Here is a 22,997-nt window from a genome sequence, read left to right as displayed (position 1 = left end):
CGATGGAGTTCAATACAATTCCTGAGATTATTGATGATGTTCGCGCCGGTAAAATGGTGATCTTGGTTGACGATGAAGATCGTGAAAACGAAGGTGATTTGATTTTAGCTGCCGACCACGTGAGCACTCAAGGTATCAACTTCATGGTGAAGGAAGCACGCGGTCTTGTCTGCTTGTGCTTAACCTCACAACAGGTCGAGCGTTTGCATTTGCCACTTATGGTTCGCGATGATTTGAACTTTGCTCCGAACAAAACAGCGTTCATGGTGAGCATTGAAGCCTCCGAAGGTATTTCGACAGGCATCTCGGCCGCCGATCGTGCTCAAACAGTTCGTGCAGCTGCAAATCCTCATGCAAAACCAACCGACATCCATATGCCAGGTCATATCTTTCCAATCCGCGCTCAGCAGGGTGGTGTGCTCAAGCGTGCTGGTCACACTGAAGCCAGCGTCGACTTGGCTCGTTTGGCAGGCTTAAATCCAGCGGCCGTGATCTGTGAAGTGATGAACGACGACGGCAGCATGGCTCGTGTTGGCGACCTGAAAGAATTCGCTAAAAAACATAAAATCAAAATCGGCACCATTGTTGATTTGATCGCCTACCGTTTGGCGAATGAAACTTTGGTGGAAGAATTGGCAAGCATGCCTCTTCCAGCGTCTTTCGGTGAAAACATGAAAGCGCGCGTTTTCAGAAGCACGGTCGACGGACTTGAGCACTTGGTCATCCAAAAAGGCGAAATCCAAAAAGACCAACCAACATTGGTTCGTGTGCATGTTGACAACTTTACTCGTGACTTTATGGCGGCTCTTCAGCGCAAGGCTTCGTCTGTGGTTGAAAGTCTGAAAATGCTCGACAAGGAAGAGAGCGGTGCTTTCGTTCTTTTGCGCGGAAACAATCGTACAGCCGGTTTGACTCAAGAACTGCAGGTCTTGATGGGTATGGAAGATCTTCGTCCACCAACGCCATTAATGGACGAACGTGATTACGGCATTGGTGCACAAATCCTTCGTGAAATCGGCGCTAATAAAATCCGTCTTTTGACGAACAAGCCGGAAAAGAAAGTCGGCCTTAAGGCCTTTGATATTGAAATTGTTGAAATCGTTTCTATTGATAATTTGAAGGGGTAAGTAATGGGAAAATTGAAAATCGGTATCGTGACAGCGCGTTTTAACAGCGACATCACACAAAAACTGGAAGAAGGCGCAATCACTTATTTGGAATCTTGCCCTGATGTTGAAATCCTTGCGGCTCTGGTGCCGGGCGCAGTCGAAATCCCACTTGTGTGCCAATCTTTCCTCGAAGCGGGTTGTGATGGTGTTGTGGCATTGGGTGCCGTGATCCGTGGTGAAACTTCTCATTACGATTATGTCTGCAACTCGGTAACAGATGGAATCACTCGTTTGATGCTAGATTATAAAAAACCAATTGGCTTTGGCGTTCTGACGACTGAGAATGAAGAACAAGCTTTGGATAGAGCCGGTGGTAAACATGGCAACAAGGGCGAAGAAGCTGCTCAAGTTGTGATGGAGATGATCGGTTTGGTCCAAGAAATTCCAGCAGCATTGAAAACAATCGCGTTGGAAGAAAAAGCAGGTGGCGCAAAAGCTTCTGCTAAAACTAAAAAACCAGCGCCGAAAAAATCGGCAGCAAAGAAAACTAAAAAGAAGAAATGAGTTTAGACAACACACCACTTAAGGACGAATTTCAACCACCTGGCCCGCAAGAGTTTAAAAAACGCCGCCGGGAGATTTTTATCGTCCTTCTGGTGTCGTTTCTCTTCGGTCTTCTGACTTGGTTTGAAATCCGTCTTTTTGCGACGAGCCAGCAACTTCCGTTCGTTCACAGTATTTTCTTCTTCGGGCTCGTCAACTTTAATATCATTTTACTTTTGCTCTTGCTGTTCATGATCTTCCGCAATGTCGTGAAGGTCTTTGTAGAGCGACAAGGCAAGGTCTTCGGTAGCAGTCTAAAAGCTAAACTGATCGCAGCCTTTGTTGCGTTCTCGTTTATCCCGACCGTGCTGATGTTCATCATCTCGGTCTTTTATATTAACTCCAGTTTTGATAAGTGGTTCAGTGCGAAGATGGCGGGGGTTTTGAAATCCTCTATCGAAGTTACGAACGCTTATTACTTTAATGCCAAAAAGAAAAACTATCACTTCGCCCATCAGGTCGCTGATGCGGTTCGCCCGCTTGCTTCTCAAGACGCGGTTAAACGCAAAGTTGAAAATCTTCGTAAAGAATTTGCGCTTGATGCGGTTGAATATTATCCCTCACTTTTTGGCCGTCGTATTGTTTCAACTGCAGAAGAAGACAATGTTCCTACGGTTCCAGCTGTCTCGCTTGAATTCCTGCAAAAAGGGATCAAGCTTCAAGCTGAAGCCAGTCTGATCCATCAATTCGGTGATGGAAACTTAGTTCGGGTTATTGTGCCGGTGCAAGAGGGTGCCAATAAAGGGGCAATCGTCGTCTCTAGTTTCTTGCCATTATCACTCATTTCAAAAATGAACGATATCTCAACGGCCTACGACGAGTTCCGAGATATCAACCCGCTCGAGTACCCGCTAAAATCCATTTATCTCTATATCCTGGTCTTGATGACCTTTGTGATCTTGTTAGCTGCTACGTGGTTTGGTTTCTATTTGGCAAAACAGCTTTCAGTTCCAATTGTGCAATTAGGTCGCGCCACTCGCCGAGTTGCCGGCGGGGATTACACACCTTTGCAGATCCGCGCGGGTTCTGAAGAAATCAATGACCTGATTTCAAGCTTTAACTCCATGACGACAACTCTGGAAGACACTCTGGAAGAACTTGATCAACATGCTCGTTACACCGACACCGTTCTTCGTAACGTCAATACCGGTGTGATCTCGGTTGATAAGGGTGGTACGGTTACAACAATCAACCGTCACGCTGCTCAACTTTTAAAAATCGAACCAGAAAAGTACATTGGTCATTCCGTTCGCGAACTTCTCACGATGGAATACTTCCGTACTTTTGCTGAACTTTTGAAAACGATGCAAGATCACCAGATCGAAAGCATTCAAAAAGAATTGCGATTGAACATTCAAGGTGAAGGCACGCCGCTTTTGATGAATCTTTCTATCCTCAAAGATGAAAAAGGCGAAGAGATTGGTAAGATCCTCGTATTCGACGACCTAACGCCGATTGTAAGCGCACAAAGGGCCGCCGCATGGACAGAGGTGGCTCGTCGTATCGCACATGAAATTAAAAATCCTCTGACTCCAATTAAGCTTTCCGCCGAACGCTTACAAAGAAAATTCGGCGGAACGATCACAGATCCGGCATTCTCTGAATGTACAACCATGATCGTGAAACAAGTAGATGGTCTTAAAAATCTGGTAAATGAATTCAGCAATTTTGCGCGCCTTCCACAAGCTCGTCCGGTGATCGCGAATCTGAACAGTGTTGTAACGACATCGTTACAGCTTTACCGTCAGGCGCATCCCAACGTGACTTTTGAATTCCAGGGCGATCCTGAACTTCCAGAGTTTAAATTCGATCCGGATCAAATCGAACGCGTTTTGGTGAATTTGATCGACAATGCGGTCGCGGCTGTTGCAAAAGAGCCACAACCGCGTATCCAAATCGTGACTCGTTACGACAGGGACATCAAAACACTGCGTTTAACAGTGGCCGATAATGGCGAAGGTATTCCTGCATCGGATCGAAGTCGCATTTTTGAGCCTTACTTCTCTACAAAAGAAGGCGGAACTGGGCTAGGCTTAGCCATTGTGAAGAGAATCATCGAAGACCATAACGGCTTTATTCGCGCCACTGCGAATGATCCAAAAGGTGTGAAGATGATCATGGAATTTCCTGTGAATGAAGTGGGCGCTTGGAAGCCTGCTGGAGAATAGAAAGAAGGTTTGTCATGACAACACTATTGACGCCTAAAATTTTAATTATCGACGACGAAGCACCGATTCGCGACGTGATGTCAGCCTCATTGAAAGATGAAGGCTATGAAGTTTCATTGGCACACGACGGAGAATCAGGACTTAAAGCGCTTAAAGAAGTTCAACCCGATGTATGCTTCCTCGATATCTGGATGCCGGGAAAATACGACGGTATCGAAGTCCTCACTCAAGCGCGCAAAGAATTTCCGCGCGTTGAGTTCGTGATGATTTCAGGTCATGGAACAATTGAAACGGCAGTTAAAGCAACCAAGCTTGGGGCCTGGGACTTTATCGAAAAGCCTCTTTCAATGGATAAGATCCTGATCGTGATCTCAAACATCTTGAGCTACCAACAGGAAAAAGAAGAGAAAACGATGCTTTTGAACAAGCTTCGTAAGTCGATTGCTTTGATCGGGGAAGCTCCTGCGATCATGGCGACAAAACAAATCATTGCTCGTGTAGCGCCGACAAACTCTTGGGTTTTAATCCAAGGTGAAGCGGGCACAGGCAAAGAATTGGCGGCTCAAAATATTCACTATATGAGTTCTCGCGCAGGCCGTCCTTTTGTTGAAGTGAACTGCGGTGGTATTCCTGAAGACCTCCTTGAAGGCGAAATTTTTGGCATCGAGCGTGGCGCTATGCCGGGTGTCGAGCGCACTAAAAAAGGTAAATTGGATCTGGCTCAAGGCGGAACTTTATTCATCGCTGAAATTTCAGAGATGAACAAAGAAGTTCAAGGCAAGTTGCTCGCGTATCTCAACGATAAAAAATATCATCGTGTGGGAGGGGCTGAGTCCATCGAGCAAGACGTGCGCGTGATTGCCGCTTCTTCAAAAGATCTTGAAAAAGAAGTCAAAGAAGGCCGCTTCCGTGAAGATCTTTATTATCGTTTGAATGTGATTCCTTTCCGCGTTCCCGCTTTGCGCGAACACCCAGAGGATATCGCGGTTCTTGTTTCTTATTTCTCTGACAATGTGTCTCGTGAAAGCGGTTACCCGAAAAAAGTTTTTTCAGAAAAAGCTTTGGAGAAATTGACGTCTTACCAATGGCCAGGAAATGTGCGCGAGCTTAAAAACTTTATCGAGCGCGTGTATATTTTGACCCCAGGTGAGTTCGTTGACGTTCATGATGTGCGTTTTGCAGGATTGATTGATCAAGCAGATGAAGCGGCAGTTGAAAGCTCAGACCTTTCGACCTTCCGTGAGGCACGCGCCGCTTTCGAACGCGATTATCTTCTCAGAAAAATCGCAGAGAACAACGGAAACATCAGTCGCACAGCCGAAGTCATCGGCCTTGAGCGCAGTTATTTACACAGAAAAATTAAAGCATACGGCATTGAATAGCCGCGGATGCGGGCAGTGTGGAGCGCCCCGCGCGGAACTGAAGTAGCACAAAGGAATTTAGAAAATGGCAGATACAGCAATTACACCGACACGTTCAGAAAACTATCCAGAGTGGTACCAACAGGTGATCACAGCCGCTGATATGGCGGAAAACTCTCCTGTCCGTGGTTGCATGGTGATTAAACCCTGGGGTTACGCTGTTTGGGAAAACATGCAGGCCGTTCTCGATCGCATGTTCAAAGATACAGGTCACGTAAACGCTTACTTTCCGTTGTTAATTCCACTGAGCTTCTTGGAAAAAGAAGCTGAACACGTAGAAGGTTTCGCAAAGGAATGCGCCGTCGTCACTCATCACCGTTTGAAAGGTGATGGTAACGGCAAGCTCGTTCCAGACGGTGAGTTGGAAGAGCCACTTATCATCCGCCCTACTTCAGAAACAATCATCGGACATCAATTCGCAAAATGGGTGAAGTCATACCGTGACCTTCCTGTTTTGATCAATCAATGGTGTAACGTCATGAGATGGGAGATGCGCACGCGTATGTTCCTTCGTACAGCAGAATTCCTATGGCAAGAGGGTCACACGGTCCACGCCACGGCGAAAGAAGCGCAAGAAGAAACTCTGCAAATGCTCGACGTTTACGCTGACTTCGCTGAGAACTACATGGCAATGCCTGTGATCAAAGGGATGAAAACCACAGACGAGCGTTTCCCAGGTGCGGTTGACACTTATACGATCGAAGCCATGATGCAAGATCGTAAAGCGTTGCAAGCCGGAACGTCTCATTTCCTAGGTCAAAACTTCGCTAAAGCGTCTGGTATCAAATACCTCAGCGCTGAAGGAAAAGAAGAAACAGCTTGGACAACGTCATGGGGTGTTTCGACTCGTTTGATCGGTGGTTTGATCATGACTCACTCGGATGACAACGGTTTTGTTGTTCCACCAAAAATTGCTCCATTGCATGTGACTATCAGCCCGATCTACCGCAACGACGAAGAGAAAAAACAAGTTCTCGAGTACGTACAAGCCTTGGCCAAAGATCTGAAAGCTCAGACATTTGCCGGTGGCGCAGTTCGTGTAAAAATCGATGATCGTGATATCCGTGGTGGCGATAAAGCATGGCAATATATCAAACAAGGTGTGCCAGTGCGTGTAGAAGTCGGTCCTCGTGATATGGCAAAAGGTGAAGTTTTCGTAGGTCGCCGCGATCGCGGTCCAAAAGAAAAAGCCGGCCAATCACGTGATTCATTCGTTCAAGGAATCTCGGCGTTGTTGCAAGAAATCCAAGATGGCTTGCTAGCAAAAGCAAAAGCTTTCCGTGACGAGAATATCAAAAAGATCACTTCGTTGTCTGACTTCGAAGCTTACTTCAAAGGCGATGAAACAAGTGCTCCGGGGTTCGCAATGGTTCCTTGGTGTGAAGAAGGCATCGGCCACGAGATCTTGGCTCGCCTAAAAGTCACTCCACGCTGTATCCCATTGAAGCAAGACGCAGTAACAGGAAACTGCATCTTCTCGGGCAAACCAGCGACTAAATGGGTGTTGTTCGCAAAGTCTTATTAAGATCGCAGTTCAGTTGAATAAGTTAGGCCACTGAGAATCTCGGTGGCCTTTTTTATTTCAGAAAATTCTCGCGTATTAGCGGATCTTTCTAACGTCCTCAAATAAAAATAAACTGCAATGTTTTCTACCAAGGGAATAGGCCGAAACGGAGGGGAAAAGGCGGTGCTATGCCTTTTCTCTTTGTACAATTTTTTGCTCGCATTAGATTGGAATCGGGAACAGTGAGTGAAGATATCTGAGGAGGCCTTATGGGAAAATCTATTTTAAGCTTCATGCTTCTTGTTTCAATGTGGTCATGGCCAGCGTACGCGAACAGCGAAATTCCACTAGATGATTTAATGTCGCCAGATGAAATCGCAGAGGAAGCTGGTTTTCCAAGAACTGAAATGACCGAAATACCGGTTATCAAAAATTTTGAAGAAATCAACGAAGTCGATGGTGTAAGCCTGATCAACAGCTTCGCGATTGTTCTGATCATTAATAAGCGCGCTGCCGGCCCAGGTGCCCAAACCATGCAGGTTTATGAAAATGGTGCGCTGACAGCGGTTTGGCCTGTATCGACCGGCCGTGAAAATTGGGAATTTGCAAAAAGCGGCCGTTACTATTTCACCACAACTCCGAAAGGCTATTACTATCCAAAAACTATCAAGCGCATCCACTGGTCGAATACGTGGGACGCAAAAATGGAATATGCCGTATTCTTTAACGGTGGTGTTGCGGTTCATGCGACCACACCAGATCACTACAAGCAATTAGGTACGCGAGCTTCAGGTGGTTGCGTCCGTTTACATCTCGACAACGCAGCCTATATTTACAATCGAATCTTAGCAGAAGGTAAGGGGTTGGTTCCTCGCGTAGGTCGTGATGGTACAATAAAACGCGATCGTCGCGGAACACCTCAATATTTTACAAATTGGAAAACGCTCATAGCAGTTGTCGAATAAGAACCCGTCTGTGATGATCAAGGTGCTGAAGTCATTTTAGCACCTTGATTTTTATATGGAGGTTTTATGATTCCAAAATTTGAAGTTTCCATCATCATTCAAAAACCGATCGCCGAAGTTTTCGACTCCGTCTACAATCCAAAAAAACTTGCGGGCTATTTTACAACAGCGGGGGCTTCAGCTCCTCTGAATGAGGGCGCAACTGTGCAATGGGAATTCGCTGATTTTCCAGGTCCATTCCCGGTTCACTGCAAACAAATGACTCAAAATAAATTAATAGTTCTCGAGTGGGAAGCTTCAGAAGGGGGCTACAACACGCAAACGGAATTTGTCTTTGAAGCGATTAATTCGAACGAAACCAAAGTGAAAGTTTACGAAACCGGCTGGAAAGAAACCGAAAAAGGAATTTTAAGTTCCTACCAAAACTGCATGGGGTGGTCACAAATGGTCTGCGCTATGAAAGCATACCTCGAGTACGGCATCAATCTTCGCAAAGGCGCCTATAAGCCCCTCTCAGAACAAACGACTGCTTAGTGCAGTCGTCCTAAGTCTTCGCGATTAAAACCTTTCAGCTCGTCAAATCGTCCTTCTTTGATTTTCAAAACCCACTCTGGGTCCGTCAATAATGGGCGGCCAACCGCGACGAGATCAAACTCTTCGCGTTCAAATCGTTCAATTAAATTATCAAACGAAGCGGGGTGTGCACTTTCGCCTCTAAACGCGCGAGTAAATTCATCTGATAAACCCACAGAGCCAACAGTGATGGTCGGTTTGCCAGTCAGTTTTTTTGCCCAGCCAGCGAAGTTCAAATCTGAATCGGGAAACTCTGTTTCCCAAAAACGACGTTGCGAACAGTGGAAAATGTCGACTCCCGCATCAACCAATGGGCTTAACCAAGAGTTCATCTCGCCTGGAGTATCCGCATTGCGAGCGGCATAGTCCTGTCCTTTCCATTGGGACAGACGCATGATCACCGGGAACTCGGAACCAACCAGAGCGCGAATGGCTTTTACAACGTCCACCGCAAAACGAGTGCGTTCGCCAATGGTTTTTCCACCGTATTGGTCTTTACGCCTATTCGTGCCTTCCCAAAAAAATTGATCAATTAAGTAACCATGAGCCCCATGAATTTCAACTGCATCAAAGCCTAACTTTTTTGCTTCATTGGCAGAGTGTGCAAAGGCTTCAATAGTTTTAAAAATATCGGTCTCACTCATTTCCACACCCAAGGCTTCATCGGACTTGCGCAATCCAGAAGGACCTTCAAAGGCTCCATTGGGCTTCCATCCTGATTTGTGCTCCGGCACAACACCCATATGCCAAATCTGCGGCGCCATTTTTCCGCCGGCTGCGTGAACAGCATCAATCACATCGCTCCATGCTTCCAACGACTCACCATGAAAGCGTGGAACATCCGGATCATTGGAAGCAGCGGGGCGGTCAATCACAGTTCCTTCAGAGAGAATCAAACCAACGTCTGCTGTTGCACGACGTGTGTAGTAATTGACAACATCACGGGTTGGAATCCCTCGCGGAGAAAAGGACCGAGTCATCGGAGCCATGACAAAACGATTTTTAAGGTTCAAGGATTTGAATTGAAACGGTTTAAACAAAGCATGCGCATTCTTCATGGGGCCTCGCAGTTCAAATTAATCTGATCGTACACCCCATGATGCCTATTGGGAAGAAAGAGAATTCTGTGAACGGTAAGGCGAGTGTGAACATACAAATGAAAACGCATTCAAGAACCTAAAAACATAGGCTTCAATTTTATTTCCACCGTTAGATTAACAAAGGAAGTAAATATGGAGTCGCAAAAGACAAGTCAGAGAGACATCGAGCGTATTCGCCCAACCGAATCCAACAAACCTGTGCTCGATCGAATCGCACAAAGCTTTCTTGATCAAGTTTCAGCAGCCGGGGGAAAGCCCATTTACAAACTGGCTTATGCGGAAGCCAGAGAGGTGCTGGAAAATGAGCAAAAAGGAAAAACATCTCCGGTCCCTGTTGATATCGAAGACCGCGTGTTTCCAGTCGGTCCATCTAAAGAAGTTTCAGTCAGAATTTTCCGTCCTCGCAATGCGAAGGGCTCCTTGCCAGCGGTAATGTACTTTCATGGGGGAGGATGGGTTCTTGGAAGTAAAAACACACATGATCGTTTGGTTCGAGAACTCACAGATCAAACGCAAGCTGCCTTTGTCTTCGTCAACTACACGCCGTCACCCGAGGCACAATACCCTGTTCCGCTCGAAGAATGTTACGCGGCAACTTTGTATGTAGCGGAGCATGGAAGTGAATTCGGGCTTGATGGCAGCCGCTTGGCGGTAGCAGGGGATAGTGCGGGAGGAAATCTCGCCGCCGCAGTCGCTATTCTTTGCAAACAAAGAAGCTCACCGCAACTTTCTTTCCAAGCTCTTCTTTACCCTGTCACCGATGCGGATTTTGAAACTGAATCTTATCAAAAATTCGCGGACGGTTATTGGCTCAGCAAAGCAGCAATGGAATGGTTCTGGGATGCCTACGTTCCTCGCATCGAGGACCGGGATCAAATCACGGCATCACCACTCCGAGCGGATCTTAATCAACTCAAAAATCTACCTCCGGCACTCGTTATCACGGATGAAAACGATGTGCTGCGAGACGAAGGTGAAGCTTATGCTAGAAAACTGATCGAAGCAGGCGTCAGCGTCACCGTATCTCGCAGTCTTGCGACCATTCACGATTTCGCCATGCTCAATGCTTTAGCGGAAACCACCGCTACACGAAGCGCTATCAGTTTGATGGCCGGGAACTTGCGCGCAGCACTTTCAAGATCCGTACACTAATTTTGAAAAGGGAGCCTTGCAGGTGCTAATGCGAGGTTCCCAAATCTCATCTTCTTTGCTTCTCTTTGGAAGAAATGAAATAGTAAGGAAACCACTTCCAAGGATCCGCATGAATAAAAACAATCGTTCTACTCCGATGAGAAATCCCCTGATTCTCGCTCTCGATGTCGACACTCGCGATCAAGCACTCAAAATCGCAGATGATCTAGCCGATGTCGTCGGCGGATTTAAGTTAGGACCCCGCCTGTGTCTGCGCTATGGAATGGATTTCGTTAAAGAGATAGCGCAAAGAGGACCCATTTTTCTCGATAACAAACACTTTGATATTCCCTCAACAATGGAAGCCGCCGTTCGTGCAAGTTTTGACGCCGGAGCCTCTCTCGTTACCATTCACGCGCTCAGCGGAAGTGAAGCATTGAAAAGAATGGCAACCGTAGAAAAAGAACTGAATGCGATTCGTCCTTTCAAAATTTTGGCAGTGACGATTCTGACGTCGTGGGATGAAAAGTCCTTTCCAATAAACATGAAAGCACAACCTGTCTCACAACACGTCGTGGATCTTGTGGAATTAGTGCAGAGCTCAGGGCTTTCAAGTATCGTTTGCTCTCCTCACGAATTAAACCTTTTACAAAATCGGGGCCTCTACCTTGTCACACCGGGAATTCGCTTTAGTATGCAGGATTCCGGCGATCAAAAGCGTATCATGGGCCCGAAAGAAGCACTTCATGCAGGAGCTTCGGCTCTCGTCGTAGGACGTCCTATTCTTGAGGCGAAAAATATCAAGGAAACAGCAACAGATTTCGTAATGGCAGTGTATGAAGAAAAATAATTTCCGCTCTAAAAATGAATCTCGTCATCAAGGTCCTAATCAAGGCGGCAACCGCTCTCAAGCAGCGGCTCGCAATCAACAATCAAATCGTTCCTCTCGCAGTGAAACTTCTATTCCTAAAGAGTGGCGCGTAGTCATTGGGACACACGCAATTAACGAAGCCATTCAAGTGCGTCCTCGTGAAGTGAAGGGCATGTGGCTTCGTCAAGGATGGGAATCATCAGGTGATCTTGTTGCGATGGAAGCTCTCGCAAAAAAACATAGAATTAACTATGAAGTGAAATCTCCAGCAGCGATTGAAAAATTCGGATCCTCTCAGCAGGGCGCAGCTTTGTTTGTTGATGGCGCTCCGACTTTGGACCTGAACAAATTAGACGAATATAAAAAATCATCCGTACTTATATTAGATGGTATCGAAGACCCTCACAATTTAGGAGCAATCCTCAGAACTTCATGGTTGGTAGGATCTCATGGTGTGATTATTCCAGAAGATCGCGCGGTGGGTCTAACTCCAACTGTTCATAAAGTAGCTTGCGGAGGCGTTGAACACGTTCCCGTTGAAGAAACGACAAATTTTTCTAAGTATGCGGAAGAGCTTAAGAAAAAAGGCTATTGGATCTTCGGTCTCAGTCCTCGCGGAACAAAATCTATCTTTGAGCTTCAACTCCCAGAAAAAGTAGTTTGGGCAATTGGCTCTGAAGATAAGGGTTTAAGAGTGACAACAGAAAGACTTTGTGATGAATTAGTTTTCATTCCGCAGGCTAGTAACTCCGCAAGTTATAATGCCTCGGTGGCCACGGCGATGGCCTTAACGGAAACGTTAAGACAGCACTCTTCGCGGCCCGATGCGAAAAAATCGCGACCTGTCGAATAAAATACCTTTGACGGATGTAGTTTTTTTCACGTACAACACTTCGGTTATCTCAGCGATGCTGGCTTAGCTCAATTGGTAGAGCAGCTGATTTGTAATCAGCAGGTTGCGGGTTCGAGTCCCATAGCCAGCTCCATTTTTTAGTTGAACACTCAAAGAGGACAGGTGCCCGAGTGGCTAAAGGGGACGGACTGTAAATCCGTTGACTCGCGTCTACGAAGGTTCGAATCCTTCCCTGTCCACCATTTCTTTGTTCAATCTAAAATTTGGGAAAGAGAAGTAAAATTCTCTTTCGGGCGTTTTCTGATGTGATGGGCGGGAGTAGCTCAATTGGCTAGAGTATCTGCCTTCCAAGCAGAGGGTTGCGGGTTCGAGACCCGTCTCCCGCTCCAATTTTCAGAAAAACCAACGCCCATGTAGCTCAGTGGTAGAGCACACCCTTGGTAAGGGTGAGGTCGTCGGTTCGGCTCCGATCATGGGCTCCACTTTGAATAACTAGTTTTTGCATAATTTGATTGTGTTTTGAATTTTAGGAAACTTAAAATAAATCTCTTCAGGAGGAATAATGTCTAAAGAGAAATTTAACCGTACGAAGCCGCATGTAAACATCGGCACAATCGGTCACGTTGACCATGGTAAAACAACTTTGACTGCTGCTATCACTACTACTCTTGCAGCTGCAGGTAAAGCTCAGGCGATGTCTTACGACCAAATCGATAAATCTCCTGAAGAAAGAGAACGTGGTATCACTATCTCTACAACTCACGTTGAGTACGAAACTGACAAACGTCACTACGCTCACGTTGACTGCCCAGGCCATGCTGACTACGTAAAAAACATGATCACTGGTGCCGCTCAAATGGACGGCGCGATCCTAGTTGTTTCTTCAGCTGACGGTCCAATGCCACAAACTCGTGAGCACATCCTTCTTGCACGTCAAGTAGGTGTTCCTGCTCTAGTTGTGTTCATGAACAAAGTGGACATGGTTGATGATAAAGAACTTCTTGAGCTAGTTGAGCTTGAAGTTCGCGAACTTCTTTCTAAATACGAATTCCCTGGCGATGAGATCCCTATCGTAAAAGGATCTGCATTGAAAGCTTTGGAAGGTGATACTTCTGAAATCGGTCGTCCAGCTATCATGAAATTGATGGACGCTTGTGATGCTTACATCCCAGAACCAGTTCGTGCTACTGACAAAACTTTCTTGATGCCAGTAGAGGACGTATTCTCTATCTCTGGTCGTGGTACTGTTGTTACAGGCCGTGTAGAGCGTGGTATCGTTAAAGTTGGTGACGAGATCGAAATCATCGGTATCCGTCCAACTCAAAAAACAACTGTAACTGGTATCGAAATGTTCCGTAAGCTTCTTGATGAAGGTCAAGCAGGGGACAACTGCGGTGTTCTTCTTCGTGGTACTAAAAAAGAAGAAGTTGAACGTGGTCAAGTTTTGGCTAAACCAGGTTCAGTTAAACCTCACAAAAAATTCAAAGCTGAGGCGTACATCCTAACTAAAGAAGAAGGCGGACGTCACACTCCATTCTTCAATGGTTACCGTCCACAGTTCTACTTCCGTACTACTGACGTAACTGGTGTTTGTACTTTGAAACAAGGTACAGAGATGGTTATGCCTGGTGACCGCGTTGAGATCTCTGTTGAGTTGATCGCGCCAATCGCTATGGAAAAAGAATTGCGTTTCGCTATCCGCGAAGGCGGCCGTACAGTTGGTGCGGGCGTTGTTGTTGAGATCCTTGAGTAGTCTTGATAACGCAGTATAACTGTTAAGTATAATCACCCGGGGGACTCCTTGACAAAAGGGTCCCCCTCGGTGTTTCTTGGCAGAACGTTTTTTGCGAATTCAACGGCACGCGAAGCGAGCCGGAACAGCAAAAAAAGAGAACGTGGTAAAAGGTTTTTCTAACGAGAATTAGTCAGATGCAAGGAGCGACCGAGGAGGGTATACAAATGTATCCCGACGACGGAGCGACGCAGTCAGCTGGCTAATTGTCGTTAGAAAAAATGCAGGGGTGTAGCTCCAGCGGTAGAGCGAACGACTCCAAATCGTTAGGTCGTGGGTTCGAATCCCTCCGCCCCTGCCAATTTTATCTAAAAAATCAAATTTGATTGCATCGATGCACGAGGAACTATGGAAAAAGCAAATTCTAAAATCCTGACAGCCAGTTTTGCAATTGCCGGTATGTTGGTTGGTCTAACAACGTCTCTTCTTATCAAAGCATTCGCAGGCGCATTCGGTGTAGTTGCAAGAGCAGCTGACTCTGATTTTGTTCGTCACGGTTTGCCAGTTGTTTTGGGATTCGCAGTATTCGCAGTTCTTCAATTCAGCCCAAAAATTCATGTTTGGGGCGAAGAAGTTGTCAGCGAAATTCGTAAAGTTGTATGGCCAACTCGTAAAGATGTAACTGCAATGACTATTGCATGCGTTGTGATGGTTTTGATCTCGAGTGTGATCATCAGCTCTTTCGATTTGCTTTCGGGCTTTTTCATTAACTACCTCATGAAGTAAGGAACGGACACATGGAAAAAAAGTGGTACATCGTTAACGTTCAGACGAGCTGTGAAAACACAGCAAAAAAGGCCATTGAGGAAAAAATCAAAACTGCAAAGATGGAAGATTTCTTTGGTGAAGTTTTGATCCCTGCTGAAAGCGTAGTAGAGCTCGTAAAAGGCCAAAAACAAGTTAAATCGCGTAAATTTTTCCCGGGTTATATCTTTGTTCAAATGCATTTGAACGATGAGACTTGGCATTTGGTAAAAAGTGCGTCAAAAGTTACGGGTTTCGTTGGTGGAGCTAAAACTCGCCCTCCGGAAGTTCCAGAGGCTGAAGTTTTCCGCGTGACGCAACAAATGGCTGGAATGGCTGAAAAACCAAAACCAAAAGTAAAATTCTCTATCGGAGAGAATGTAACTGTGGTAGATGGTCCGTTCAGTAATTTCCAAGGGACTGTAGAAGAGGTGAACGAGGACAAAGCGAAGCTTAAAGTTCTTGTGAGCATCTTCGGTAGACCGACTCCAGTTGAGTTGGACTACATCCAAGTTGAAAAGAACTAATTAATTCGAAAGCTACATAGGGTGGCAATCGAAATTTAAATAACTATAACCTCTTGCAGGAGTGGGTCATGGCAAAAAAAGTTACCGGAATGATCAAGCTGCAGATACCGGCAGGGAAAGCGAATCCAGCTCCTCCCGTTGGACCGGCGCTCGGACAGCATGGGGTAAACATCATGGAATTCTGTAAGCAGTTCAATGCTCGTACGCAAGCATTGGGTGATAGCATTGTGCCTATCATCATCACTGTTTACCAAGACAGATCGTTTACTTTCATCACGAAAACGCCTCCAGTGTCGTCTCTGTTGAAAAAGGCTGTAAAGATCGAATCAGGATCTAAACAACCTCAAAAAGATAAAGTGGGCAAAGTGAAAATGGATCAAGTTAAAACGATCGCAACTACAAAGTTGCCTGACTTGAACTGTTTGAAAGTTGAATCTGCTATGTCTCAAGTAATTGGCACTGCGAAAAGCATGGGCCTAGAAGTACAAGAGTAGGTGGAATATGGCAGGTAAAAAATTCGCAGCGGCTGCTAAAAAAGTCGACTCTGCAAAAAAATACACTGTTGATGAAGCATTCAAATTGGTTGTTGATACAGCTCCAGCTAAATTTGATGAATCTGTTGATGTTGCGATCCGTTTGGGTGTTGATCCTAAGCAATCTGACCAACAAGTTCGTGGTGCTATCGCTCTTCCTCACGGTCTTGGTAAAGATGTAAAAGTTGTCGTTTTCGCAAAAGGCCCGAAAGAAGCTGAAGCGAAAGCTGCTGGTGCTGACTTTGTTGGCGCTGACGACCTTGTGGCTAAAATCCAAGGTGGATGGCTTGATTTCGATAAATGTATCGCAACTCCAGATATGATGGCGACTGTTTCTAAAGTTGCTAAAATTCTTGGACCTCGTGGTTTGATGCCAAATCCAAAAATCGGCACAGTGACTATGAACGTTGGCGAAGCTGTAACTGCGGAGAAAAAAGGTAAACTTGATTTCCGTGTTGATAAAGCTGGTATCGTTCACGCTGGTGTTGGCAAAAAATCTATGGGCGATGCAAAACTTCGCGATAACTTCCTAACTTTGTTGGGCGCTATCGTTAAGGCGAAACCTGCATCTTCTAAAGGTATCTATCTTAAAACTATCTCTGTAGCTTCAACTATGGGTCCTGGTGTTAAGATTGAACCAAATGCAGCAGCTACAGCAGCTGGTGCAAGTTTGACATAATTTTTTAAGTTTTTATTGCGATCAGAGACAGTAGGTTTTCTTTTGTGGATCTAATCCCATGTTTGTGTGGGGCCTACCGAGATAAGGCAAAAAGGTTCTTCAACAACCTCCAAACCCGACCTGAATCGCACGAGCGCCTCGCAAGGGGCGTTCAAGAATCTAACGAAAGGAGGCTCACTTATGATCACTCGCGCAGATAAAGAGCAAGAGATTAAGCTTATCACTGAGAAATTCGGTAAAGCTAAAGGGGCTTTCATCGTTGACTTCAAAGGCATCAAAGTTGAGCAAGTTACAAGCTTGCGCAAAAAATTGAATGCATCTGAATCAGAGATGAAGGTCGTACGTAATACTCTTGCAAAAAGAGCATTCAAAGATCATCCAGCCATTGAAAAAGCTTTTGCTACTTCAATGAAAGGAACGAACGCCATCGTATTCTCATACGGTGAAGTGAATGCGACTGCAAAGACACTTGCTGATTTTGCAAAGGACGTTGAAGTTCTTCAAATTAAGTCAGGTGTTATGGATGGCGAAGCTTTGGACGATGCTAAAATCAAATTTTTGGCAACTCTTCCTGGCAAAGACCAACTCCGTGCTATGTTCCTTGGCGTGCTCAACGCTCCGGGCTCAAAATTGGCTCGTTGCTTGAACGAATACGCGAAGAAACTAGGTGGTGGCGATACTGCTGCCGAAGCTGCTCCACAAGCTTAATATTAGTGGAATAACTAAACTGAATTAATTTAATTTTGGAGGATTTCAAAATGTCTCTAACTAACGATCAACTTGTTGAAGCATTGTCTGCTAAAACAGTTCTAGAAATTGCTGAGCTTGTAAAAATGCTCGAAGAAAAATGGGGCGTTTCTGCTGCAGCTCCTGTTGCTGTAGTTGCTGGTGGCGCTGGTGCGGCTCCTGCTGAAGAAAAAACTGCTTTCGACGTTATCCTTGTCGATGCAGGCGCTAACAAAATCAACGTAATCAAAGAAGTACGTGGTCTTACTGGTCTTGGTCTTGCTGAAGCGAAAGCTCTTGTTGAAGCAGGAAACAAAGCAGTTAAAGAAGGCGCTACTAAAGAAGACGCTGAGAAAATCAAAAAAGCTCTTGAAGCTGCAGGCGCGAAAGTTACTGTTAAGTAGTTTTCGTTCTCAATCGAGAATTTCTCAAAAGCCTCTGGTCACCCAGGGGCTTTTGTTTTTTAAGGCCTACCAGGCGAATCCCAGTTTTGCGCCCATGGCGTCCTGCCATTCTGAATCCCAGGCGTTTTTCCAATCAAGATAGATTCGATTGTATTCCAGACCGAAGCGAAGTCCCTTTTGATAAGTCGTAATTCCGACTGAGTAATACTGATGAGTTCCGCTGTTTTCGTAAGGTCCGAAAGCCCCATGAGTATTCGTCACACGCGTCGACGTCTCATGTTTTTCGTGAATATATGAAACATAAGGAATAACGGCTGCGAATTTATATCCAACGCTGACTCCAAGCTGAGTTGTTTTCACTTCTGATTTGGCTTCCGAAGTGTTGCCGCCGGATTCTTGGCTATTTTTCACATCGCGATTTCCCATCGCTCCGTGAATCGCGGCAACCCAATTATCAGGCCCGCTTCCATGATTTAAAACCTGCACCCGCAAACCCAAGAGTGAGTTATCGACAATCAAATCCAGCCGCTTAAAAAGTGTGAGGCTAGCGTCAAATCCAATATAATTCACTCCCACAACATCTCCAGCGTCGATATCGGCATTGATGCGCACGGGGCTCGTGTTGGGTGGGTTAGAAGTCATATCGTTCACAACCGTCACTTTGCTAATGGATGTGCCGGTGGCAGCGACATGGCCACTCCACTGATCTTCACCGGTTACTGGAATTGCGAAGTGGGAGGCGCGAAAATTAATCGTGTGCGAGCATGCGGAAAGCAACAAACCAAACAAAAGAATGGGTAAGAATTTCAAATTTTCCTCCGTGAAAAACTTAGTTTGTCCTGCGAACTAACAAACGACAAGCGTGAGGACGACTTTTCGATTCCGTGTGGATTCGTGTGGAGCGACACGCAGCAACGCAATGCGAAAATAGTACAGATTTCCAGAGTGGAAAATAGTGCCAAAAACCACCGGAATTCCTTGATTTATTCACAACTTCCGGTAGTTTGAATTGCTTATCCATTATTTAATGTGGGCCTTGGAATATTCCCCCCGAAGCGAATATCCGATTTTCTTATTACGGAGAGTACATTGGAAAAAACTCCAGTTACGGCTTCTAACATTCGCGTTAGAAAGTCTTTCGCAAAAAATAAGCAAGTCATTGATATCCCAAATCTGATTGAGTTGCAGAAGTCTTCTTATGAAGCTTTCATTCAAAAAGATATGGATCCAGATCGCCGTGGCGAAGCTGGTCTCAATGGCGTTTTCAAATCTGTGTTCCCAATCACAGACTTCAACAACACTGCAAGCCTTGAGTTCGTGTCATACACTCTTGAGCCAGCAAAATACGACGTAGATGAGTGTCGTCAGCGCGGAATGACTTTCGCTGCTCCGATTAAAGTTACTCTTCGTCTTATCGTGTTTGATGTTGATGAAGAAACAGAAGCACGTTCTATCCGTGACGTAAAAGAACAAGAAGTTTACTTGGGCGAAATCCCATTGATGACTGCAAACGGTTCTTTCATCATCAACGGTACTGAGCGCGTTGTTGTATCTCAGTTGCACCGTTCTCCAGGCGTTTTCTTTGACCACGATGGTGGTAAGAACAATGCTTCTGGTAAATTGATCTACTCTGCACGTGTTATTCCATACCGTGGTTCATGGTTGGATTTCGAATTCGATCAAAAAGATTTGATCCACGTTCGTATCGATCGTCGCAGAAAATTCCCTGTCACTATCCTCTTGAAGTCTCTAGGCTACAACGCTGAACAACTTCTTGAATACTTCTACGATCTTGATGAAGTTTATGCGAAAGGTAACAAGCTTTACCGTAAACTTGATATCGAGAGAATGTCTGGTCAACGTGCCTTGACTGACATCATCGATCCAGCATCTGGTGAGGCGCTTGTTAAAGCAGGTCGTCGTATCACTCGTGCGATCGTAAAAAAGATCAAAGACTTGAACATCACTGAACTTGAAGTTCAACCTGAAGATCTAGACAGCAAAGTATTGGCGAAACCACTTATCGACGAGTCGACGGGTGAGATCATCGCTGATGCGAATGCGGAATTGAGCCCAGCTATCATCCGTCGTGCGATGGATGCGGGTATCGATCGTTTCTTCATGATCTTCTTCGACGGATTGACTGTTGGTCCTTACCTTCGCAACACATTGCTTGTTGATAAAGTAACGAACAAAGAAGAATCACTTGTTGAGATCTACAAACGTCTTCGTCCTGGTGAGCCTCCAACTTTGGAAGCGGCTACGACGTTCTTCGGTCGTTTGTTCTTCGATCCAGAGACTTATGATTTGTCTGAAGTGGGTCGTATTAAAATCAACCACAGATTCAACATCCCGATGGAGGAGTGCCCTCCTTCGCACAGAACACTGACTCATAAAGATATCTTGAGCACAGTAAAAACATTGATCGATCTTAAAAACGGTCGCGGTGTTATCGACGATATCGATCACTTGGGTAACCGTCGTGTTCGTTCTGTAGGTGAGTTGCTTGAAAACCAATACCGCATCGGTTTGGTTCGTATGGAAAGAGCGATTCGCGAGCGTATGTCTCTTCAAGATGTTGAGACAATGATGCCGCACGACCTTGTCAATGCGAAACCAGTGAACGCGGTTGTTAAAGAATTCTTCGGTTCTTCTCAATTGTCACAGTTCATGGACCAAACAAATCCATTGTCTGAGATCACTCACAAACGTCGTTTGTCAGCTCTTGGACCTGGTGGTTTGACTCGTGACCGTGCAGGTTTCGAAGTACGTGACGTACATCCTACGCACTACGGTCGTATCTGCCCAATTGAAACTCCAGAGGGACCAAACATCGGTTTGATCGCTTCCTTGGCGACTTACGCGCGTATCAACAACTACGGTTTCATCGAGACTCCGTACCGTAAAGTTGATCAAGGTTCCGTTTCTAAAGACATTAACTACTTGTCAGCTCTTGAAGAAGCAGGTCACTACATTGCTCCTGCCGCTCGCGATGAAGCTGGTAACAAACAAATCCAAACTGCAACGACGATCACTCGTCGCGACGGTGAGTATGAAATCGTAGATAAAGACAAAGTTGGTTTGATGGACGTTTCTCCATCTCAGCTCGTTTCTATCGCCGCTTCATTGATTCCGTTCTTGGAGCATGACGATGCCAACCGTGCCCTGATGGGTTCGAACATGCAACGTCAAGCGGTTCCATTGTTGCGTTCACGCGCACCACTTGTTGGTACGGGCGTTGAGCGTTTGGTTGCTCGTGACTCTGGTACATCTGTCGTTGTTCAAAACGACGGTATCGTTGAAGAAGTCGATGCATCTCGTATCGTGATCCGTCGTTTCGCTAAAGGCGGCGAGTTGGGTGCGAACGTAGACATCTACAATTTGACGAAGTACCAACGTACGAATCAAAACACGTGCTTCAATCAAAAGCCTATCGTGACTGTTGGTGATAAGGTTTCTAAAGGCGACATCGTTGCTGACGGACCTTCAACTGAGCTTGGTGAGTTGGCTCTAGGTCAAAACATCCTAGTAGCGTTCACTCCTTGGCAAGGTTACAACTTCGAGGACTCTATCTTGATTTCTGAACGTTTGTTGAAAGACGACGTTTACACGTCTATCCACATCGAAGAGTTCGAGTGCGTAGCGCGTGATACAAAACTTGGTAAAGAAGAGATCACTCGCGATATCGCCAACGTTGGTGAGGAAGCCCTTAAAGATCTTGATAGCTCTGGTATCATCCGTATCGGTGCTGAAGTTCGTCCAGGCTTCATCCTAGTTGGTAAAGTTACTCCAAAAGGTGAAACGCAACTTTCTCCTGAAGAAAAACTCTTGAGAGCGATCTTCGGTGAAAAAGCTGGTGACGTACGTGATACATCACTTCGCGCTCCATCTGGCGTTTACGGTACAGTTATCGATGCTCAAGTTTACTCTCGTGAAGGTGCAGACCGTGACGAGCGTTTGGCTTCCATCATCGAAGACAAAAAACGTAAATTGGAAAAAGACTTGGCTGTTGAGCAAAACGTTATCAAAAATAACGCGATCTCTAAGCTCCGTGACATCCTTGTTGGTAAAACAACAACGGGCGTTCTTTTGAACGAAGACGGAAGCCAAAAACTATTGAACAAAGGTCAAATTTTGACTGTGGCTGATCTTGAGATCATCCCATTCGAACTTTTGAACTACATCCCACTTGAGCAAGACCTTGAGTTCCAAGTGAACAAGATCATCGACAATGCTCGTAACCAACTTGACGCTGTTAAATTGGTATTCAACGAGAAAATCGACCGTCTCCGTAAGGGTGACGAATTGCCTCCTGGCGTGATCAAAATGGTCAAAGTTTACGTTGCGATCAAACGTAAAATGCAAGTCGGTGACAAGTTCGCCGGCCGCCACGGAAATAAAGGTGTCGTCTCTAAAGTCTTGTCTGTTGAAGACATGCCTTACCTAGCTGACGGTACACCTGTTGACATGGTCTTGAATCCACTGGGCGTACCTTCCCGTATGAATATCGGTCAGGTCCTAGAGGTTCACTTAGGTTGGGCTGCTCATAACCTTGGTAAGCAATTGAGTGCATATCTTGATAACTGGAATGCAGAAAACGCTCGTAAAGATATGAAAGATATCTTCAACGACGCTGACATCTCAGCAAAACTTGATAATGCAGACGATGCTTCTTTGAAACAAATCGTGACTCGCATGAAGGGTGGTATCCACGTAGGAACTCCAGTCTTCGACGGTGCTCGTGAAACGGATGTAAAAGGCTTGCTCACTAAAGCGCAAGTTCCAACGTCTGGTAAATCTGTATTGTTCGACGGACGTACAGGTGAGCCATTCACGAATCCTGTAACTGTGGGAATCATGTACATGCTGAAACTTCACCACTTGGTTGAGGAGAAGATTCACGCTCGTTCTATCGGACCTTACTCTCTTGTTTCGCAACAGCCTCTGGGCGGTAAAGCTCAATTCGGTGGTCAGCGTCTCGGGGAGATGGAAGTTTGGGCGATCGAAGCATACGGTGCCGCATACTCACTACAAGAATTCCTCACTGTTAAGTCTGACGACGTGGCAGGAAGAACTCGTATGTACGAAAGCATCGTAAAAGGTGAAAACATCCTTGAACCAGGTTTGCCAGAGTCCTTCAACGTTCTTGTGAAAGAGCTTCAATCTCTTGCATTGAATGTTGAGCTTATGGAGTCTGACATCCTAACAGATGAAGAATCTGAAGAGGGCGTTGAAGAAGAAGTTGTAGTTCCAATGGTTCAATCTGAACCGGAACAACACTAAGATTAATTTTT

The 22,997-nt window shown here is 45.6% G+C and carries 20 protein-coding genes and 5 tRNA genes; 23 read left to right on the top strand and 2 right to left on the bottom strand.

Annotation, left to right across the window (positions count from 1 at the left end; genetic code table 11):
* Positions 1-2: 2 nt before the first annotated feature.
* The 7 genes from ribB (at position 3) to ACLWOR_RS02955 (ending at position 8,304) form a co-directional block, all read left to right on the top strand.
* Positions 3-1,127 carry a 3,4-dihydroxy-2-butanone-4-phosphate synthase gene (ribB, locus tag ACLWOR_RS02985; protein WP_413939179.1) on the top strand — a complete coding sequence of 375 codons (1,125 nt, stop codon included), beginning with the start codon at positions 3-5 and terminating at the stop codon, positions 1,125-1,127.
* A 3-nt stretch (positions 1,128-1,130) separates the two neighbouring features.
* On the top strand, positions 1,131-1,673 hold the full coding sequence (ribH, locus tag ACLWOR_RS02980) for a 6,7-dimethyl-8-ribityllumazine synthase (protein ID WP_413939178.1): 543 nt from the start codon (positions 1,131-1,133) through the stop codon (positions 1,671-1,673).
* The gene (locus ACLWOR_RS02975; protein WP_413939177.1) at positions 1,670-3,880 is read left to right on the top strand and encodes an ATP-binding protein; all 2,211 of its coding nucleotides are present in this window, start codon (positions 1,670-1,672) and stop codon (positions 3,878-3,880) included. Before ribH ends, ACLWOR_RS02975 begins: the two co-directional genes overlap by 4 nt.
* Positions 3,881-3,894: 14 nt before the next feature.
* Positions 3,895-5,262: a sigma-54-dependent transcriptional regulator gene (locus tag ACLWOR_RS02970; RefSeq protein ID WP_413939176.1), complete on the top strand. Its 1,368-nt coding sequence runs from the start codon at positions 3,895-3,897 to the stop codon at positions 5,260-5,262.
* 64 nt (positions 5,263-5,326) lie between these two features.
* Complete coding sequence (gene proS, locus ACLWOR_RS02965; protein WP_413939175.1) at positions 5,327-6,826, top strand: proline--tRNA ligase; 1,500 nt, start codon at positions 5,327-5,329, stop codon at positions 6,824-6,826.
* Between the two features lie 248 nt (positions 6,827-7,074).
* On the top strand, positions 7,075-7,770 hold the full coding sequence (locus tag ACLWOR_RS02960; RefSeq protein ID WP_413939174.1) for a L,D-transpeptidase: 696 nt from the start codon (positions 7,075-7,077) through the stop codon (positions 7,768-7,770).
* Between the two features lie 66 nt (positions 7,771-7,836).
* Positions 7,837-8,304, top strand: a complete 468-nt coding sequence (locus ACLWOR_RS02955) for an SRPBCC domain-containing protein (RefSeq protein ID WP_413939173.1) — start codon at positions 7,837-7,839, stop codon at positions 8,302-8,304.
* Here ACLWOR_RS02955 and ACLWOR_RS02950 read toward each other — a convergent pair.
* Positions 8,301-9,401 carry an NADH:flavin oxidoreductase gene (locus tag ACLWOR_RS02950; protein WP_413939172.1) on the bottom strand — a complete coding sequence of 367 codons (1,101 nt, stop codon included), beginning with the start codon at positions 9,399-9,401 and terminating at the stop codon, positions 8,301-8,303. The genes ACLWOR_RS02955 and ACLWOR_RS02950 overlap by 4 nt on opposite strands.
* Before the next feature lie 174 nt (positions 9,402-9,575).
* Between ACLWOR_RS02950 and ACLWOR_RS02945 the strand changes: the two genes are divergently transcribed.
* The 15 genes from ACLWOR_RS02945 (at position 9,576) to rplL (ending at position 17,703) form a co-directional block, all read left to right on the top strand.
* A complete protein-coding gene (locus tag ACLWOR_RS02945; RefSeq protein ID WP_413939171.1) occupies positions 9,576-10,595 on the top strand; it encodes an alpha/beta hydrolase in 1,020 nt (339 codons plus the stop codon).
* Between the two features lie 109 nt (positions 10,596-10,704).
* Positions 10,705-11,424, top strand: a complete 720-nt coding sequence (pyrF, locus tag ACLWOR_RS02940; protein WP_413939170.1) for an orotidine-5'-phosphate decarboxylase — start codon at positions 10,705-10,707, stop codon at positions 11,422-11,424.
* The gene (locus ACLWOR_RS02935; RefSeq protein ID WP_413939169.1) at positions 11,411-12,298 is read left to right on the top strand and encodes a TrmH family RNA methyltransferase; all 888 of its coding nucleotides are present in this window, start codon (positions 11,411-11,413) and stop codon (positions 12,296-12,298) included. The genes pyrF and ACLWOR_RS02935 overlap by 14 nt, the downstream gene beginning before the upstream one ends.
* A 57-nt stretch (positions 12,299-12,355) precedes the next feature.
* Positions 12,356-12,431, top strand: a tRNA-Thr gene (locus ACLWOR_RS02930).
* 23 nt (positions 12,432-12,454) lie between these two features.
* Positions 12,455-12,540 (top strand) — tRNA-Tyr (locus tag ACLWOR_RS02925).
* Between the two features lie 70 nt (positions 12,541-12,610).
* A tRNA-Gly gene (locus tag ACLWOR_RS02920) sits at positions 12,611-12,687 on the top strand.
* Between the two features lie 18 nt (positions 12,688-12,705).
* Positions 12,706-12,780 (top strand) — tRNA-Thr (locus tag ACLWOR_RS02915).
* An 80-nt stretch (positions 12,781-12,860) separates the two neighbouring features.
* Positions 12,861-14,051 carry an elongation factor Tu gene (tuf, locus tag ACLWOR_RS02910; protein WP_413939168.1) on the top strand — a complete coding sequence of 397 codons (1,191 nt, stop codon included), beginning with the start codon at positions 12,861-12,863 and terminating at the stop codon, positions 14,049-14,051.
* Positions 14,052-14,315: 264 nt separating this feature from the next.
* Positions 14,316-14,391 (top strand) — tRNA-Trp (locus ACLWOR_RS02905).
* A 47-nt stretch (positions 14,392-14,438) separates the two neighbouring features.
* Positions 14,439-14,816 carry a preprotein translocase subunit SecE gene (secE, locus tag ACLWOR_RS02900; protein WP_413939167.1) on the top strand — a complete coding sequence of 126 codons (378 nt, stop codon included), beginning with the start codon at positions 14,439-14,441 and terminating at the stop codon, positions 14,814-14,816.
* Between the two features lie 11 nt (positions 14,817-14,827).
* Positions 14,828-15,361, top strand: coding sequence for a transcription termination/antitermination protein NusG (gene nusG / locus ACLWOR_RS02895; protein ID WP_413939166.1), 534 nt, complete (start codon positions 14,828-14,830; stop codon positions 15,359-15,361).
* A 68-nt stretch (positions 15,362-15,429) separates the two neighbouring features.
* Positions 15,430-15,855, top strand: a complete 426-nt coding sequence (gene rplK, locus ACLWOR_RS02890; protein ID WP_413939165.1) for a 50S ribosomal protein L11 — start codon at positions 15,430-15,432, stop codon at positions 15,853-15,855.
* A 7-nt stretch (positions 15,856-15,862) separates the two neighbouring features.
* On the top strand, positions 15,863-16,573 hold the full coding sequence (gene rplA / locus ACLWOR_RS02885) for a 50S ribosomal protein L1 (protein ID WP_413939164.1): 711 nt from the start codon (positions 15,863-15,865) through the stop codon (positions 16,571-16,573).
* A 180-nt stretch (positions 16,574-16,753) separates the two neighbouring features.
* The gene (rplJ, locus tag ACLWOR_RS02880; protein WP_413939163.1) at positions 16,754-17,281 is read left to right on the top strand and encodes a 50S ribosomal protein L10; all 528 of its coding nucleotides are present in this window, start codon (positions 16,754-16,756) and stop codon (positions 17,279-17,281) included.
* Between the two features lie 50 nt (positions 17,282-17,331).
* Entirely contained in the window at positions 17,332-17,703 is a 372-nt protein-coding gene (gene rplL / locus ACLWOR_RS02875) for a 50S ribosomal protein L7/L12 (RefSeq protein WP_413939162.1), read from the top strand.
* 66 nt (positions 17,704-17,769) lie between these two features.
* On the opposite strand, the gene ACLWOR_RS02870 is transcribed toward rplL, so the two are convergent.
* Positions 17,770-18,513: a hypothetical protein gene (locus ACLWOR_RS02870; protein WP_413939161.1), complete on the bottom strand. Its 744-nt coding sequence runs from the start codon at positions 18,511-18,513 to the stop codon at positions 17,770-17,772.
* A 279-nt stretch (positions 18,514-18,792) separates the two neighbouring features.
* Here ACLWOR_RS02870 and rpoB point away from each other — a divergent pair, with 279 nt between their 5' ends.
* A complete protein-coding gene (rpoB, locus tag ACLWOR_RS02865) occupies positions 18,793-22,986 on the top strand; it encodes a DNA-directed RNA polymerase subunit beta (RefSeq protein ID WP_413939160.1) in 4,194 nt (1,397 codons plus the stop codon).
* Positions 22,987-22,997: the final 11 nt, after the last annotated feature.

It is taken from the genome of Bdellovibrio sp. HCB2-146 (genome assembly GCF_047345725.1).
In the GTDB taxonomy this organism is placed as follows: Bacteria; Bdellovibrionota; Bdellovibrionia; order Bdellovibrionales; family Bdellovibrionaceae; genus Bdellovibrio.
This window is presented reverse-complemented; position numbering and strand designations above follow the sequence as displayed.